At 38.8% G+C, this 16,394-nt stretch carries 12 protein-coding genes; 3 read left to right on the top strand and 9 right to left on the bottom strand.

The window, feature by feature from the left end; all coding sequences use genetic code 11:
* The first annotated feature begins 12 nt into the window (after window positions 1–12).
* Complete coding sequence (purB, locus tag SOI81_RS04865) at window positions 13–1,401, top strand: adenylosuccinate lyase (protein WP_239975012.1); 1,389 nt, start codon at window positions 13–15, stop codon at window positions 1,399–1,401.
* 79 nt (window positions 1,402–1,480) lie between these two features.
* Complete coding sequence (yjdF, locus tag SOI81_RS04860) at window positions 1,481–2,119, top strand: DUF2238 domain-containing protein (RefSeq protein WP_320541308.1); 639 nt, start codon at window positions 1,481–1,483, stop codon at window positions 2,117–2,119.
* 38 nt (window positions 2,120–2,157) lie between these two features.
* Here yjdF and blp2 read toward each other — a convergent pair whose 3' ends face one another.
* The 8 genes from blp2 to SOI81_RS04820 form a co-directional block, all read right to left on the bottom strand.
* Complete coding sequence (gene blp2, locus SOI81_RS04855) at window positions 2,158–4,359, bottom strand: Ig-like repeat protein Blp2 (protein WP_320541307.1); 2,202 nt, start codon at window positions 4,357–4,359, stop codon at window positions 2,158–2,160.
* Between the two features lie 254 nt (window positions 4,360–4,613).
* Window positions 4,614–5,576 (bottom strand): protease SohB, encoded by a 963-nt coding sequence (gene sohB / locus SOI81_RS04850; RefSeq protein ID WP_320541306.1) that lies wholly within the window; start codon window positions 5,574–5,576, stop codon window positions 4,614–4,616.
* Between the two features lie 147 nt (window positions 5,577–5,723).
* The gene (gene pstB, locus SOI81_RS04845) at window positions 5,724–6,626 is read right to left on the bottom strand and encodes a phosphate ABC transporter ATP-binding protein PstB (protein ID WP_016140357.1); all 903 of its coding nucleotides are present in this window, start codon (window positions 6,624–6,626) and stop codon (window positions 5,724–5,726) included.
* Between the two features lie 13 nt (window positions 6,627–6,639).
* Window positions 6,640–8,037, bottom strand: a complete 1,398-nt coding sequence (gene pstA / locus SOI81_RS04840) for a phosphate ABC transporter permease PstA (RefSeq protein WP_320541305.1) — start codon at window positions 8,035–8,037, stop codon at window positions 6,640–6,642.
* Window positions 8,034–9,413, bottom strand: coding sequence for a phosphate ABC transporter permease subunit PstC (gene pstC, locus SOI81_RS04835; RefSeq protein WP_224991452.1), 1,380 nt, complete (start codon window positions 9,411–9,413; stop codon window positions 8,034–8,036). The genes pstA and pstC overlap by 4 nt, the downstream gene beginning before the upstream one ends.
* Window positions 9,414–9,512: 99 nt before the next feature.
* Complete coding sequence (sphX, locus tag SOI81_RS04830) at window positions 9,513–10,544, bottom strand: substrate-binding domain-containing protein (RefSeq protein ID WP_320541304.1); 1,032 nt, start codon at window positions 10,542–10,544, stop codon at window positions 9,513–9,515.
* 474 nt (window positions 10,545–11,018) lie between these two features.
* Window positions 11,019–12,398, bottom strand: coding sequence for an amino acid permease (locus SOI81_RS04825; protein ID WP_016140353.1), 1,380 nt, complete (start codon window positions 12,396–12,398; stop codon window positions 11,019–11,021).
* 140 nt (window positions 12,399–12,538) lie between these two features.
* On the bottom strand, window positions 12,539–14,260 hold the full coding sequence (locus SOI81_RS04820; protein ID WP_320541303.1) for an alpha-keto acid decarboxylase family protein: 1,722 nt from the start codon (window positions 14,258–14,260) through the stop codon (window positions 12,539–12,541).
* 134 nt (window positions 14,261–14,394) lie between these two features.
* Between SOI81_RS04820 and SOI81_RS04815 the strand changes: the two genes are divergently transcribed.
* A complete protein-coding gene (locus SOI81_RS04815; RefSeq protein WP_016140351.1) occupies window positions 14,395–14,880 on the top strand; it encodes an Lrp/AsnC family transcriptional regulator in 486 nt (161 codons plus the stop codon).
* A 70-nt stretch (window positions 14,881–14,950) separates the two neighbouring features.
* Here the strand turns inward: SOI81_RS04815 and SOI81_RS04810 are convergent, their stop codons facing one another.
* Window positions 14,951–16,381: an aldehyde dehydrogenase family protein gene (locus SOI81_RS04810; RefSeq protein WP_320541302.1), complete on the bottom strand. Its 1,431-nt coding sequence runs from the start codon at window positions 16,379–16,381 to the stop codon at window positions 14,951–14,953.
* Between the last annotated feature and the right edge of the window lie 13 nt (window positions 16,382–16,394).

The following is a 16,394-nucleotide window of genomic DNA, read 5'->3' as shown; positions in this document are numbered from 1 at the left end:
TAAGGAATCGTTATGAACGCTTTAACCGCTCTATCACCATTAGATGGACGTTATGCCAGCAAATGTGATGCGCTACGCCCTTTTCTTTCTGAGTTTGGTTTAATCCATGCTCGTGTCACTGTAGAAGTGCGTTGGTTACAAGCACTTTCTAACCGTTCAGAAATTGTTGAAGTTGCTCCTTTCTCAAACGAAACAAACGCAGCTTTAGATGCAATTGTTAGCAACTTCTCTGAAGAAGATGCAAACCGCATTAAAGAAATTGAACGTACAACTAACCATGATGTAAAAGCAGTGGAGTATTTCTTAAAAGAGAAGATTGCGGGTATTGCTGAATTACAAAATGCGGGCGAGTTCATTCACTTTGCATGTACATCAGAAGACATCAACAACTTGTCTCATGCGCTTATGCTTAAAAACGGTCGTGAAGTTTTAGTATCAAGCATGAAGCAAATCCTTAATGCGATCTCTGCTTTGGCAACCACTCACGCAGAACAACCAATGTTGTCTCGTACACACGGTCAAACTGCTAGCCCAACTACTTTGGGTAAAGAGATGGCAAACGTGGCATACCGTTTAGCTCGTCAAATCAAACAATTTGAAAATGTTGAGCTACTTGGCAAAATCAATGGTGCTGTAGGTAACTACAACGCGCACTTATCTGCTTATCCAGATGTTGACTGGGCTGCACACGCTCAAGCTTTTGTTGAATCTTTAGGTTTAACATTCAACCCTTACACGACACAAATCGAACCCCATGACTACATGGCAGAGTTGTTTGATGCGTTACGTCGTTTCAATACGATTTTGATCGACTTTAACCGTGACGTATGGGGCTACATCTCTCTAGGTTACTTCAAACAAAAATTGAAAGAAGGCGAAGTTGGTTCATCAACAATGCCACACAAAGTTAACCCAATTGACTTTGAAAACTCTGAAGGTAACTTAGGTATTGCAAATGCAGTATTGGCTCACTTAGGCGAAAAATTACCAATTTCTCGCTGGCAGCGTGACTTAACTGACTCAACTGTATTACGTAATATGGGTGTTGGTTTTGCGCAAAGCTTAATTGCTTTCGATGCATGCTTAAAAGGTGTTGGTAAACTTGAGTTAAATGCAAACCGTTTAAATGAAGATTTAGACCAAGCTCAAGAAGTTTTAGCTGAACCAATTCAAACTGTAATGCGTCGCTACAACATTGAAAAACCATATGAGAAGTTAAAAGCATTAACTCGTGGTCAAGCAATGACGCGTGACATGATGGTTAATTTCGTAAATGGTGACGAACTTTCTCAAGTACCAAGCGAAGAACGCGCACGTTTAGCTGAGCTTACGCCTGCAACTTACACAGGTAATGCAGCTGAACAAGCGAAACAAATTAACGATTTAATTAGCAAAATCTAATTAAAAAGTTTACAAAAAGCGGAGCTTAGGCTTCGCTTTTTTATTACACTGATATAAATCACAATAAAGTCTTCATAAAATGATCGAAAAACAATTCAAACTAAAACACTATATTGCACTTGGCCTGCTTTTGATTGCAATTGTCATCTCAGGTATTCAGCCTCTTGAATTTGAAGCTTATTTACTTCATCAAGCTGGCACTGTTTTCATGTTGATTTTGCTCTTTGTTATTTTTAAAAAGATTGGGCTCGACTTTTTAAGTTTTACTTTATATTTGCTGTTTTTGCTCATCCATATTATCGGTGCGCACTATTTGTATTCATACGTTCCGTACAATGATTGGATACAGCAGGTATTCCATTTCAACTTAGATCAATATATGGGTTGGTCCCGTAATATGTATGATCGTTTAGTTCACCTCGTTTATGGCGTTTTGCTCTACCCTCTTATTTATCGTGTTTTTCAAGTATGGTTACCCTCAGCAAAACCATTTAGTCTATTTTTACTAGTGGTTCAATTCGTAATGGCTTCAAGTGTTTTATATGAACTTATTGAATGGGCAATTGCAATTGGATTATCACCTGAAGAAGCCGAAAATTATAATGGGCAACAAGGTGACATGTGGGATGCACATAAAGATATGCTATTAGCAACGATTGGAGCAATTATCTATGGACTTCCAGCACTAGTGCTTCCCTCTAAAACAAATAACTCATAAATAAAAAAGCGCTCAATGAGCGCTTTTTTAAGACCAATTTAAACGACAGGATTCGTCTGTTCTAAAAGGTTTTGTAAAACTGAAGAAGTTGTATCAGGTAAAACATGCTCAAGATTAGCTGTCGTATTGCTAGCGTTGGTAGCTATATCACTTTGATCATTTACTTGCGTAGGCTTTAGTGCTGTTGATGATAAAAGAGTTTCAATTGGGTCTGGTTCACTAGAGACAGAACTTTTTAACAAATCATCTATTGGGACAGATTTATGCTGCTGACTGTCCGCTTCATTCGTTGTGTTTTGGACTAACTTTAATGTATTTAGGCCAACGCTATCAGCAACAGATACAGTTTCTGCATGAGCAGTATCAACTGCTGCATCACTTAAGCTCGCAGTCTTTGGAGCAACCACATAAAACGTAAATGGCGAACTCACTTCACTTGTAAGCCCTGCAGCATCTGTTTGCATTAAAGTAATGGTATGTTTCCCTAAGGCTAAATCTTTATCTAGTGTGAATGACCAAGTCTTACTAGTACCTAAATCACCTACTTTAATAATTGAGATGGCTACCCCATTATCGTAAATAGTCAAAGTCGCATTGGATTCAACTTGAACAGTAAATTTTGGTTTGGCATCATCAGTTTCAGAACCAGCTAGGATTGCCCCCTTTAAAGCCCCCACATCATCATCTAAACTTTTTAAAACAGGCTTAGCTGGTGGAATCGTATCTTTATCACTGCCAACAATTTCCAGCGCAGTAGACTTATTCCCTGAACTGTCGATTGCTATTACAGAACCTTTCGAGCTATCGGTTAAAGCAGGTGAAATCGTAATTGTAAATTTACCATTTGCATCTGCTGTACCAGTACCGATAACCTTATCAGCTGAGTTTTTGATCTCGATTTTTGCATTGGGTTCAGCTGTACCAGTAACAGAGGTGCCATCCGCATTCACTTGAGCGGTAGGCTTATCTGGCGCTATAGTGTCATAGCCAGAGGAAATTTCTAAAGGTTTAGATGTATTACCCGCTGTATCTTCAACAATAACCGTTACCTTTTGTGATTCTTTTAAAGCAGAAGAAAGCGTAATTTGAAACTCGCCTTGAGCGTTTGCCGTACCGGTTCCAATCACTTTACCATCAGCATCTTTTATTTGAACTTTTGCATTAGGCTCAGTTTGTCCTTCAACCTTGGTGCCTTCTTTATTTACTTCAACTAAAGGAGCATCTGGAGCAAAAGTATCCTTTCCTGCAATGATTTTAGTTGGCTCAGATTTATTGCCGGCTGCGTCTTCTGCAATAACTTTTCCACCTGCTTCACTCGTCAATGGAGAATTAAGTTTTAAAGAAAAAATACCCTCTTTATTCGCAGTTACAGTACCCAATATCTTACCGCTAGCGTCATAAACAGTAATTTTTGCATTTGCTTCAGCTTTACCAGTTAACAATGAACCATCTTCACTTAACTGGGCTTGTGGGGCATCGGGAGCAATTGTGTCTTTACTACCAGTCACAGTACCTGCTTTAGACATATTACCAGCAGCATCCTCAGCAAAAACATTTAATTTATTTCCATTTGCTAAAGGTTTATCGAGTTTAATTGTAAAATTACCGCTTGCATCTGCGACACCTGTTGCGACTGTATTTCCAGCAGCATCTTTAAGATAAATTTTTGCATTAGCTTCTGCTTTACCATTAACCGTAACAGTATCATCGGCAACGGTAGCCGTCGGTGCAGCAGGCGGTAGGATATCTACAGGTCCTGAAGAGTCGTCTTTGTCATCTTTATCAAAGGCCCAAAGGTATAAACCTTCAACGGCTAAAACTGCTAAGCCTGCTTTTAGGACATTGCCCATCGAAAAAGTTGGGGACTCATCGACTGCCATTGATGCAGCTGGTTGACTCGTACTGGTATAGGCTAAATCTGTGACATGGTTTAGACCTGTATAGTCAATCACCTTACCTTGAGCATCAAATTGTGCTTCGACAAATTTTCCATGTTCAGTCGGAAAAACAAGTGAATGATCTGTCGTATTATTTGCTTCATTAAAGAAGTTTTCTAAAACAAGCGTTTCACCATTTTTCAAATGGATCACTAAGTTTCCACCTTGTTTAACCATTGATGCAATATCTTGTTGGCTCACACCAATCTGGATAATTGCAGGTTGGTTTAAAACCACTTTACTGAGCTGACCATCTTGCAGAACGTCCAAACCCTCTTTGGATGCCACAATTATTCTTGTCATTATTTCCTGTCCTAAATTTCAGTTATATTTTTAAATGTCTAACTTTTTAAATGTTTCATCTAAAAGCTATTTTATTGCTGCTTAAAATATCAAAACCATGTGTTTATCACAATTCAAAAAGTATATTTATCAATATTTATTTTTTACTTTCTATTAAAAATCCAAATATATTTAACCAGACAACTTTGAATATTAACTTTATAAAAAAAACCAGCATTTAAGCTGGCCTTTTATAAAATTAGAACTAGATAAACTTATAGTTTTGGATCACGTACTTGCACAAGCGTCGTGTTCGCTTTTGCAAGGCTCTCCACTACTTTACTCATTACAGCAGGAATCAAACCATCTGCCATTTGTGCCGCTTGCAAACCTAGCTTCTCACCCAAGGTCGCTTTCTTACGTGTATTAATGACGTATACATCATGTTGAGGCAATAGACCCAGTAGATATTCATCAGATGTTTGTAATTTATCAACAAGGTTTAGATCTAGCGCATCTTCACCATACCAATGTTCACCTGTAGCCACCTTATCGACATTCAGCTGCGGGCGATACTTTTCTACAAAGTGTTTAAATAAAACATGGGTTTGTTGGAGTTCTTCTTCGAACTTCGCTTTACCTTCTGGGGTATTTTCGCCAAACATGGTGACTGTGCGCTTATACTGCCCTGCTGTGTAAAGCTCAAAATCCACATTATGCTCTTTCAAAAGACGATTAAAGTTTGGAACTTGAGCTACCACTCCAATCGAACCCACAATTGCAAATGGTGCAGTAATAATTTCATTTGCAATACATGCCATCATATAGCCGCCGCTCGCAGCGACCTTGTCTACACAGATAGTTAAATGGAAGCCCGCATCACGTAAACGAACCAGTTGAGCTGCTGCCAGACCATAACCATGGACCATACCACCTGGGCTTTCGAGACGAACGACAACACGGTCACGCCCTGCTTTAGCAGTCGCTAAAATAAGAGTAATTTCTTCACGTAAGTTTTCAACTGCAGAAGCTTGAATATCGCCCTTGAAATCTAAAACAAAAATTTTCTGATTATTTTTACGGCGAATTTTAGCTTCTTTAGCAAGTTGTTGAGCTAATTGTAAAAGTTCTAAACGGCTTGCCGTAGTTTGTGCAATTTTTTTTCTCTGTTCATTGACACGCGCATTTAAATGACTAACACGTATTTCCGCAGGGAGTTTAGGCAAATGGAATAACATAAAATTCTAAGCTCATAAGTTTATCTTTATAGCCTTAAGATGTGGTCCTTTTGATTAAAATTCAATAGCGATTTTGCAAAATAGAGTCATTTTCATTTATAAAATAAAAAAAGAGCACTTGGCTCTTTTTCTTTTATTGATGATTAATCAACCGAAGCGTCCAGTAATATATGCTTCCGTTAACTGATGATCGGGTTGAGTAAAGACTTTTTCAGTTGAGTTGACTTCAATCAAATCACCTAAATGGAAATAAGCAGTACGATCAGAAACACGTGCAGCTTGCTGCATTGAGTGAGTCACAATTACGATCGTATATTGATTCGACAATTCAGAAATCAATTCTTCTACTTTTGCTGTCGCAATTGGATCGAGTGCAGAACACGGTTCATCCATTAAAATCACTTCAGGACTAACAGCAATGGTACGTGCAATACATAAACGCTGTTGCTGACCACCTGATAAACCTGTGCCTGGTTGGTTCAAACGGTCTTTAACTTCATCCCACAAACCAGCTTTACGTAAGCTATTTTCAACGATTTCTTCTAGATCGTACTTATCACGTGCTAAACCATGAAGTTTTGGGCCATAAGCCACGTTGTCAAAAATAGATTTAGGGAATGGATTTGGCTTTTGGAATACCATACCCACCTGAGCACGCAATAGCACTACGTCTAGATTTGGGTCATAAATATTGTGATTATCGAGGGTAATTTTACCTGTTACACGGCAACCATCAATGGTGTCATTCATACGGTTTAAAGTACGAAGAAACGTTGATTTACCACAACCTGACGGACCAATAAACGCGATTACTTCGTTTTGGTAAATGTCTAGATCAATACCTTTAATGGCTTCAAAATCACCATAATAAACATGGGCATCTTGTGCACTAATCTTGATTTCGGTTGAGTTCTGCTTTTTTGAAGTTTGTGGTTCAAAATGCGAAACATACGAAGTGCCATGATTCAGCGGTTTGTCTGTAAATTGCGATTGTTCAGTATTCACTAACTTATCCTTTTCTAAGGAATTCGTAATATCAATAGTATTCATGATTTATCCTCTATTACCAACGCACTTCGAACTTTTTACGTAACCAAATTGCAAGACTGTTTAAACCAATCATTAATGCAAGTAGTACGATAATCGCAGCGGCAGTACGGCCTTCGAAGAAGTTACGCAACTCATTACCTTGCCATAAGTAAACTTGGACAGGTAAAGCAGTTGCTTGATCAAATGGTGTTGTTGGAATACTTGCAACGAATGCACTCATCCCGATTAAAAGTAAAGGTGCGGTTTCACCAAGTGCATGGGCAACCCCAATAATTGCCCCTGTCATAATGCCTGGTAATGCCAACGGTAAAACATGATGGAAAATAGTTTGGAACTTAGAAGCTCCTAAACCAAGTGCAGCTTGTCGAATAGAAGGTGGCACTGCTTTTAATGAGGCACGGGTTGTAATAATGACTGTCGGTAATGTCATTAAGCTTAAAACCAATCCACCTACCAGCGGAGCTGATAGAGGTAAGTGCATCCAGCCAATGAAGATTGCAGCACCGAGTAAACCAAATACGATAGAAGGAACAGCAGCAAGGTTATTAATGTTGACTTCAATAATGTCGGTCAGAACATTTTTTGGAGCAAACTCTTCAAGATAGATTGCGCTAGCAACACCGATTGGAATCGCAATGATGATTACAATCAGCATCATGAACAATGAACCCATGAATGCACCTGCCAGACCACTGATTGCTGGTGAACTACGTGAGTCAGGGTTCTTAAATAAGTTCAAGTTAAATGTACTTTCAAGAACGCCTTTTGCTTTTAGATCATCTGCAAGCTTACGCACTTCTGGATCAAGTTGTTGCTGATCATCTGGCAATGAACGATCAATATTACCTTTTAACCAAACATCGACATTCGCATCGCCCAAGAAAGTAATATTTTCTTTTTTACCAATAAGTGATGGATCTGCAAAAACCATATCACGTAAGCGATAAGCTTCTGAGCTTGCATATAAGCTACTTAAGTAATCGCGTTGTGTTGCAAGTGTAGGATCTTTAGCAATCATTCCATTTACAATGATGCCACCCCAATCCACCATACCCATTTTAGTTTGCCAATCCACATAACGTTCTTGGTAATGAGCTGGTGTTTCACCTTGAGTACGTACAGGTACTGGCCCTGCATCAATGACTTTAGGATCAAAGTAAATTGGAACATTCATACTGGTCTGCCAAAAAGCTGGTAAACCTTTTGCCAAAATGCTACCGAACAAGAGAGCAACAAATGCAAGACCAATAATAACTGCCGAGAAACCCGCAAAACGGAAAGCTTTTTCTTTGCGATGGCGTTTAGCCAAAGATTTTTCAATCACCTGTTTACGTCGTTCACGTGTTTCAGCAGCAGCTTTCGGATCAAATACGTTCTGATCCATAGGAGACGATGTATTTGATGTACTCATTCGTATTGCTCACGGTATTTACGCACAATGTACAGTGCTACAATGTTTAATCCCAAGGTAATCACAAATAGTGTTAGACCTAGCGCAAATGCAACCAATGCTTGTGGACTTGAGAAGTCTGTATCTCCGGTCAACTGCTTTACAATAGTTACGGTCACAGTCGAAACAGCTTCAAATGGATTTGCGTGTAAAAGTGGACTGTTCCCTGCTGCTAAAACCACAATCATGGTTTCCCCAACAGCACGAGAAACTGCCAATAAGAAAGCACCTGTAATACCCGGTAAAGCTGCTGGTAATACGACTTGACGAATTGTTTCAGACTTAGTCGCACCAAGTCCCAAAGAGCCATCACGCAGTGCACGCGGGACTTGAGTAATAATGTCATCAGACAAAGATGAAACGAATGGGATAATCATAATCCCCATGACAAAACCAGCAGTTAAAGCACTCGTCGCATTAATCTCTAAACCAATAGAAGCGCCTGCTGCTTTAAAGAAGGGTCCAATAATCATCATGGCAAATACACCATAAACAATTGTTGGAATACCAGCTAATACTTCAATTGTTGGTTTCGCCCATGAACGGAACCATGGTGAAGCATATTCAGCTAAATAAATTGCAATCATTAATCCAACTGGTACAGCAACGAGTAGCGCTATACCACTGACCATGAGCGTACCCCATAGCAATGGTAATAAACCATAACTACCTTCAGCATTACCGGAAGTACTAAAGCCCGGATTCCACTCTGTACCAAAGAAAAAGTCTACTGGGCTAACAAAACGGAAGAAGTGCATTGCTTCGCCAAACATCGACATTACGATACCGATGGTGGTTAAAATCGCTACACCCGAACATAAAATCAAAGCAACGTTAATGGCACGTTCAACTTGGTTACGAGCACGGTATTGTTGATTGATTTTTTTCTTTGCCCACACTAAACCGAGTAAAGCTGCACAAACGACAACAGCAAATTTGGCAAAAGAGCCAATGGTTTGAAATTTTGCAAACTGTTGAGCAGCAGCTAATTCATAAGCAGCTGGTTTATCACTTACACCAAAACCTGAAGCGATTGATTGAACACGATCAATCAGTACACTTCTGCCTGCTTCATCAAGCGAAGCACTTACAGACGCCGGAATATTATTAAAAATAATATGATTTAAAATACTTGGTTCAACCAAGTTCCAAATGATCAAAATTAAAAAAGCAGGGATACCGCACCAAAGACCAACCAGTGCGCCATAATAACCAGGACGAGAATGTAATGTCGCCGAGTTGCTTCCCTTACCTGCTATGTTACGGCTCTTTCTCAGCCCAAGTTGATATGCGATGGCCACAAGGGCTAACAACACACCGATAAGTAGCAGATTCATGTACTCTCCACTGTTTTCTCAATTGTCATAATTTGGAAAAACAAGTTAGACAAAAAGGCTGATGAACCCTTAAGATCACCAGCCTTCATTCAAACTAACTTATTTAACAGTTTTACCTGCTTTAAAGTCAGCCAAAACTTTTGCACGTTCAGCATCAGACATCGCGATTAAACCATCACGCTCAGCTTTAGAACCTTTACCAGTCGCTTTTTTGCTTACGAAATATTCTACATATTGTGGTAAGCCTTTAACTGATTTTAAGTGCTCACCTTTCACGTAGAAGTACAATGGACGAGATACAGGGTATGTACCATTCAATACTGTCTTCTCAGATGGAATAACGTTGTTTACTGTTGCCACACGTAACTTGTCACGGTTCATGTCATAGAAACTTAAACCAAACACACCTACTGCACTTGGAGAAGTTTTTAAGCGAGCCAATGTTTCTGTATAGTCGCCAGCGATTTCAATTACACGGCCATCTTTACGGAAAGTAGAACATGCTTTCTTCTGAGCATCTTTGTCTAAGCTCTTGAAGTATTCATATGCTTCACAACCAGCTTCAACCATTTTCTCTTGGAAAACTTCACGAGTACCATGGTTAGATGCAGGGATTACAAGAGTAATCGGCTCATTTGGAAGTGTTTTATCAATTTGGTTCCAGTTTGTATATGGGTTTGGAACCAATTTACCTTTTGAAGGTAACTGTGCAGCTAAAGCAGCGAACACATGGTAAGGTTTTAATTTATAAGCTGCTTTGTTTGAGTTAGACGCAAATACGATACCGTCGTAACCAATTTTAATTTCTTGGATTTGTTTTACACCAGCTTTATTACAAGCTTCAATTTCAGTGCTTTTAATTTTACGAGAAGCGTTTGCAACGTCGATTGTATTATCGCCAACACCTTGACAGAATTGTTTCAAACCAGCAGAAGAACCGCCAGAACCCACTACAGGAGTTTTAAATTGAGGGAATGTATTACCAAACTCTTCAGCTACAACGCTGGCAAACGGTAATACAGTTGAAGAACCAGCAATTTGAATCGTATCACGAGCTGCATTTGCAGTCGTTGTTACAGCTGCCCCAGTTACTGCTAACGCAATTGCGATTTGACGTGGATTTAAGCGCATTCTGTTCTCTCTCATTAATGCAATAGGTTGTACGTCACTTTTTGTTGAGTGCTTGTACGCTCTTCGATAGCTGCATTGTGAATAGAAAATATGACAAATAAGTTACAGTATGATGACGCTTTAATGATTTTTATAATGTCGATTGTCATATTATTCTTTTTATTTATTATCAGTTATTTAATTCAAACTTCTCACCTATTTTACAGAAGGTCATCATGTTTATTATGACAATGATTAAAAATCCAAAATATAGTTATTTATAAATTATAAAAATAAAATTTATTATAAATATATTAAAATCCACTAATTTACGATGTTATTAATTTTATGATTTAAATATTTCCTATTTTTAAAATATGATTAAAAATTTCTAAAAATAATTATTTTCTTTGTAACATTAAAATAATATGACAAAAGATAAAGGGTTACCGACTTTAAATCAGGTAACCGCAATATCATTGTCAATTTAGACGATCAATTCGATTGTACTTCTGGCATCGCTACCATTTTTTTGCGATATTTTAAGAAATACATCACAGCTAAAACAGCAAGCCAGATTGGCCCTAAAATAACAGCCAACCTCATATCTGGTGTAAACGCCATAATAATAAGAATAAAGCATACAAAGCTAATGGTTAAATAGTTACTCCATGGGCTAAGAATACTTTGAAATTTAGTTTGACGTTTTTGCAATTTCATCGCTTTAGTAAATTTCAAATGTGTGACTGAAATCATAAGCCAGTTAATAACAAGTGCTGCCACAACCAACATCATAAAGAGCTGAAAAGCTTGACCAGGAATCAGATAATTCACAACGACACATATTGCTGTAATAGATGCAGAAACAACTGCTGCCGGCACTGGAATACCACGGCTGTTTACTTTTTTCAAAATTGCCGGAGCATTACCCTGCTCTGCCAAACCATGCAACATACGACTATTACAATAGATACAACTGTTATAAACCGAAATAGCAGCAATCAAGACCACAAAGTTTAGAACGTTCGCAACACCATTACTATTGAGTGACTGGAAAATCATGACAAATGGACTACCGCCTTCTGCCACCATATTCCATGGATAAAGACATAAAAGAATACCGATCGCACCGATATAAAAAATCAGGATGCGGTAAACGATCTGATTTACTGCTTTTGGAATAGTGGTTTCAGGTTTTTTCGTTTCCGCTGCAGCAATACCAATTAACTCCAAACCACCAAATGCAAACATAATGACAGCCAGAGCCATGACAAAACCGTGAATCCCATGCGGGAAGAAACCACCGTGTTGCCATAAATTTGCAATACCTGCTTGCGGACCTGCTGAACCTGAAAATAATAGATAAGCACCAAAGCCAATCATGCTTAAAATCGCAACAATTTTAATGCAGGAAAATAAGAACTCGGATTCCCCAAAAAAGCGGACATTTACCAAGTTAATGCCGTTAATTAAAATAAAGAAAAATAAAGCAGTCAGCCATGTCGGAATTTCAGGCCACCAAAACTGTATAAAAGTCCCAATTGCGCTCAGTTCAGCCATGCTCACCAGCACATACAAAACCCAGTAGTTCCAGCCAGACATAAAGCCAGCCATTTTGCCCCAGTATTTATTCGCAAAATAGCTAAAAGAGCCGCTTACCGGTTCTTCAACAACCATTTCACCTAAATGACGCATAATCAAAAAGGCAATCACGCCTGCAATTGCATATCCTAATAAAATTGAAGGACCAGCCAGTTTAATTGTTTGAGAAAGACCTAAGAATAAACCTGTTCCAATCGCCCCTCCGAGTGCGATGAGTTGAATATGCCGATTGGATAAGCCTTGTTTTAACTCGTGCTTATTGTTTGCATCCATAACATTATCTCCAATGTTGGTGTCACTTCCTGTACACCTTTATTCAGCACCATATCCGAAGATCAGAAACCGACCTTCGGACATAAATAGCTTTAATATGAGTCCATTTAATTTTTGAGAAGACGTGTCCTGTCCTCTATTTAAAAAGAGATTGCATCCTTACATTTAATCGGTTGGGAACGCTCCTTTAAAATTTCGTAGCCACGATCGCCGTAATCAAAACGCGCAATCACAGAAGCAAATTTTTTCAAACTTACTGGTGCATCCATTGCTGGTAGTTTTAATTCAATGAAAGTTAACTGATCATTTTGCTGAACGTTATCTAAAACACTCTTCAGTTGCCCAGCGGTTTCAACCACATAAGTTGTATGGCCTTTTTTACCGTTAAACACAGCCGGGATTTCAGTGTATTTCCAGTTTTGCACGTCGTTATAGGCTGCATTTTCACCCATAATTAAGCGCTCAATGGTATAGCCGCCATTGTTCAGCAAGAAAATAATTGGCTTTAAACCGTGACGGATAATCGTAGAGAGTTCTTGTACCGTAAGTTGGAATGAACCATCACCAATAAATAAAATTTGACGACGTTCAGGCGCGGCCAGCAAACTACCAAGTAAAGCCGGTAAGGTGTAACCAATAGAACCCCAAAGTGGCTGAGCAATATATTTAGCTGTAGCTGGAAGCTTTATTCCTGACAAAGCTGAGTTTGATGTTCCGACTTCACCAATAATTACATCATCTTCTTTTAAGAAACCTGAAATGTAATTCCAAAGCACATCTTGGCTAAGCTTTTGTTGAGCTGGAGCTTCTATTACTTTCGGCGGTTGTTTTTCAAGAAGAGGTGTTGTTGATTTACGTGGTGCAACTTTTTTATTTAGCTCAACGAGTAACTGACCAATCTCAATACCCGGAAAATCCTGCCCAAAAATATTTAGGCCATAAGATTTAATTTCGATGTAGTTCTTGGTTTCAATATGATGAGTAAATACAGCCGAACCAACATCGGTAAAGCGTGCACCAACACCAATTAAGCAGTCAGATTGTTCAATGATATTTTTCACATGTGGTTGACTTGCACCACCCACATAAGTTCCGATGTAACGAGGTGAGCCTTCATCCATAATATTTTTTGCAGTATTCATCCCTGCAAATGGAATTGAGCATTTTTGAGATAAATCATTTAAAAGTGATGTCACACCAAAAACCGAAGCTTCATTATCAATAAGAAGCGCTGGACTTTGAGCATTCTCAATAATGTTACAGAGTTTGCTTACCACACTTTGCAATAATTCAGGTTCAACAGCTGGATAGCTTAGGTCGAGTGGACGCTCAGATACTTCAATCTTAACGTGAGTAATATCGCCTGGTAGTTGAATGTGTACAGGACGGCGTTCAAGGAAACATTGACGTAATACACGGTCAATTTCAAAAGCTGCATTTGCAGGAGTTAAACGTGTTTGGGCAACTGTGAACTCTTTCATACAGTTCATAATATTGTTATAGTTACCATCGACAAGCGTATGATGTATTAAAGTGCCCTTTTGAACTGCATGTAATGGTGGAATACCAGAAATATGAATAAGAGGTACATTTTCTGCATAGGCACCTGCGATGCCATTAATCGCACTTAAGTCACCTACACCATAAGTGGTTGCCAAGGCAGAAAAACCGTTAATTCGTGCATAGCCGTCTGCTGCATAGGCAGCATTTAATTCATTACAATTTCCAATAAATTCGAGTTGTGGGTCTGCTTCAACTTGTTCTAGATATGAAAGGTTAAAATCACCAGGTACTCCAAAAAGATGTTGGATACCCAATTGTTTTAAACGAAGATTTAAAAATTCACCGATTTCTATGAACATTGCTCTATATCCTTTGAGACCAATTTTTATTCCATAGAAAAATAATATTTCATCTATCTTTTAGATTTCGTGCATAATGAAAACGCATTTTAATAAAAATACATGATTTGTGTATCATAAAAGGATTTTATGCAATGGATAAGTTCGACTGGCAAATCATTCAGGCACTACAAAAGAATGGACGGCTCACCAATCAGGAAATTGGAGATTTAATCGGATTATCAGCTTCCCAATGTTCAAGACGACGACAGTTACTTGAGCAAAAAGGCATAATTTTAGGTTACTCCGCACGTATCCAGCAGCAGGCATTAGGGCTGGAAGTTACAGCGATGATTCATATTAATTTAAGGACACACGAAGCAAAATCTCAGCAGGCTTTTCAGGAACTGATCGAAGCTGAAGATAACATTCAAGATGCATTTTCAATTAGTGGTGATGCAGATTTTATTTTAAAAGTCGTTGCTGAAAACTTAGAACAGCTCTCTCAATTTGTGACTGAAAGATTACTTTCTTATAATTTTATTGGTCATATAAAGTCTTACATTGTTCTGAAAAAAATCAAAGAACAGAATCATTTTTTAATCAAACCTAAAAGCATGAGCTATCATCACTCCCAATAAACAGCTCAGCTTTTCACTCATAAAAGTGAAAATAAAAAGGCGGATACTAGATCCGCCTTAAAGTTAATATTTAGACTTTACTAATATGAACTGTTTGCCCGATCGTATTTTCAAGTAAACCTTCTAAACCAAACTCAGCACCTAAGCCTGACATTTTCCAGCCACCAAAAGGTGCATGAGGCAGGACTTCTGCATGGGTATTAATCCAAACAGTACCGCATTGAAGCTGACTAGCATAAGTTTGAGCAGCTTTAATATCAGACGACCAGATTGAACCGCCTAAACCAAATTCACTGTCATTAGCGCGGGCAATTGCATCGTTAATATCTGTATATTTTAAAACAGGTAACACAGGACCAAACTGTTCTTCTTGCACCACGCGGCAAGAGTCAGAAACTTCAGTCAAAATAGTAGGAGCAATAAAGTAGCCTTGCTCTGGTAATTGCTGTTGACCAGAAAGTGCTTTTGCACCTTGTCCAATGGCTTCAGCAATAAGGGTTTTCACCTTGTTATATTGCATTTGGTTTTGTACTGGGCCAAATGTTGTAGAAGATTCCATTCCGTCACCCACAACTTGAGCGTTGGCAATATCAGCTAACTTTTGAGATAAAGCTTCATATTGGCTTTCATGGACATATAAACGTTTTAACGCCGCGCATGTTTGGCCTGCATTTAAGAACGCCATATTAAAAATCTTAGCTGCAATTTCATCTATATTTGCATCTGGTAATACAATACCAGCGTCATTACCACCAAGCTCTAAAGTTAGGTGTTTTAACTGTTGAGCTGCACCAGCCATGATGTGCTGACCTGTTCGAGTTGACCCCGTAAACACAACTTTTTGTACATCTGGATGAGAAGATAATGCTTCACCAATCTCACCAGCACCGACCACAATTGAGATCACGCCTGCTGGAACTTCTTGTTGAATAATTTCACATAAACGCAAAGTTGAGAGTGGCGTGTATTCAGAAGGTTTGCTAATGACCACGTTACCTGCACGCAATGCAGGCATGATATGCCAAACCGCAATCATTAATGGCCAGTTCCAAGGAGTAATTGAAGCTACCACTCCTAATGGTTGGCGATGGCGTTCAATGCGCTTGGTTTCACTGTCTTCGATCACTTCAATAGGTAAATCCATAGCAGCCGCGTAACGCGTCCAACCAATTGCGCCCTGCACCTCCATTTGTGCAAGTGCGAGTGGCTTACCTTGCTCAAGTACAACCAACTCTGCAAGCATTTCAGCGTGCTTTTCAATACCATCTGCAATCTTATTTAAGATTGACTTACGCTCTTCGTGTGAAACTTGTTGCCAAGCTTTAGATGCTTGTTTAGCAGCGCTAACCGCCTGATTTACTTGCTCAACCGATGCTTTTGCACAGCGTGCGGCAGTTAAACCTGTAGCTGGGTTAATAATTTCTAGTTCACCCTGTTCACCTGAACAAGATTGACCGTTAATAATTAATTTAAATTCATTAAGCACATTAACTTGTTGCATTTCTTCTTCCTTG

Source organism: Acinetobacter pittii (assembly GCF_034067285.1).
Taxonomy (GTDB): domain Bacteria; phylum Pseudomonadota; class Gammaproteobacteria; order Pseudomonadales; family Moraxellaceae; genus Acinetobacter; species Acinetobacter pittii_E.
This window is presented reverse-complemented; position numbering and strand designations above follow the sequence as displayed.

What these genes read in the sequence shown, in the direction of transcription:
- purB (WP_239975012.1), top strand. Translation starts at nt 13, where the DNA reads ATGAACGCTTTAACCGCTCTATCACCATTAGATGGACGTTATGCCAGC.
- yjdF (WP_320541308.1), top strand. Translation starts at nt 1,481, where the DNA reads ATGATCGAAAAACAATTCAAACTAAAACACTATATTGCACTTGGCCTG.
- blp2 (WP_320541307.1), bottom strand. Translation starts at nt 4,359, where the DNA reads ATGACAAGAATAATTGTGGCATCCAAAGAGGGTTTGGACGTTCTGCAA.
- sohB (WP_320541306.1), bottom strand. Translation starts at nt 5,576, where the DNA reads ATGTTATTCCATTTGCCTAAACTCCCTGCGGAAATACGTGTTAGTCAT.
- pstB (WP_016140357.1), bottom strand. Translation starts at nt 6,626, where the DNA reads ATGAATACTATTGATATTACGAATTCCTTAGAAAAGGATAAGTTAGTG.
- pstA (WP_320541305.1), bottom strand. Translation starts at nt 8,037, where the DNA reads ATGAGTACATCAAATACATCGTCTCCTATGGATCAGAACGTATTTGAT.
- pstC (WP_224991452.1), bottom strand. Translation starts at nt 9,413, where the DNA reads ATGAATCTGCTACTTATCGGTGTGTTGTTAGCCCTTGTGGCCATCGCA.
- sphX (WP_320541304.1), bottom strand. Translation starts at nt 10,544, where the DNA reads ATGCGCTTAAATCCACGTCAAATCGCAATTGCGTTAGCAGTAACTGGG.
- SOI81_RS04825 (WP_016140353.1), bottom strand. Translation starts at nt 12,398, where the DNA reads ATGGATGCAAACAATAAGCACGAGTTAAAACAAGGCTTATCCAATCGG.
- SOI81_RS04820 (WP_320541303.1), bottom strand. Translation starts at nt 14,260, where the DNA reads ATGTTCATAGAAATCGGTGAATTTTTAAATCTTCGTTTAAAACAATTG.
- SOI81_RS04815 (WP_016140351.1), top strand. Translation starts at nt 14,395, where the DNA reads ATGGATAAGTTCGACTGGCAAATCATTCAGGCACTACAAAAGAATGGA.
- SOI81_RS04810 (WP_320541302.1), bottom strand. Translation starts at nt 16,381, where the DNA reads ATGCAACAAGTTAATGTGCTTAATGAATTTAAATTAATTATTAACGGT.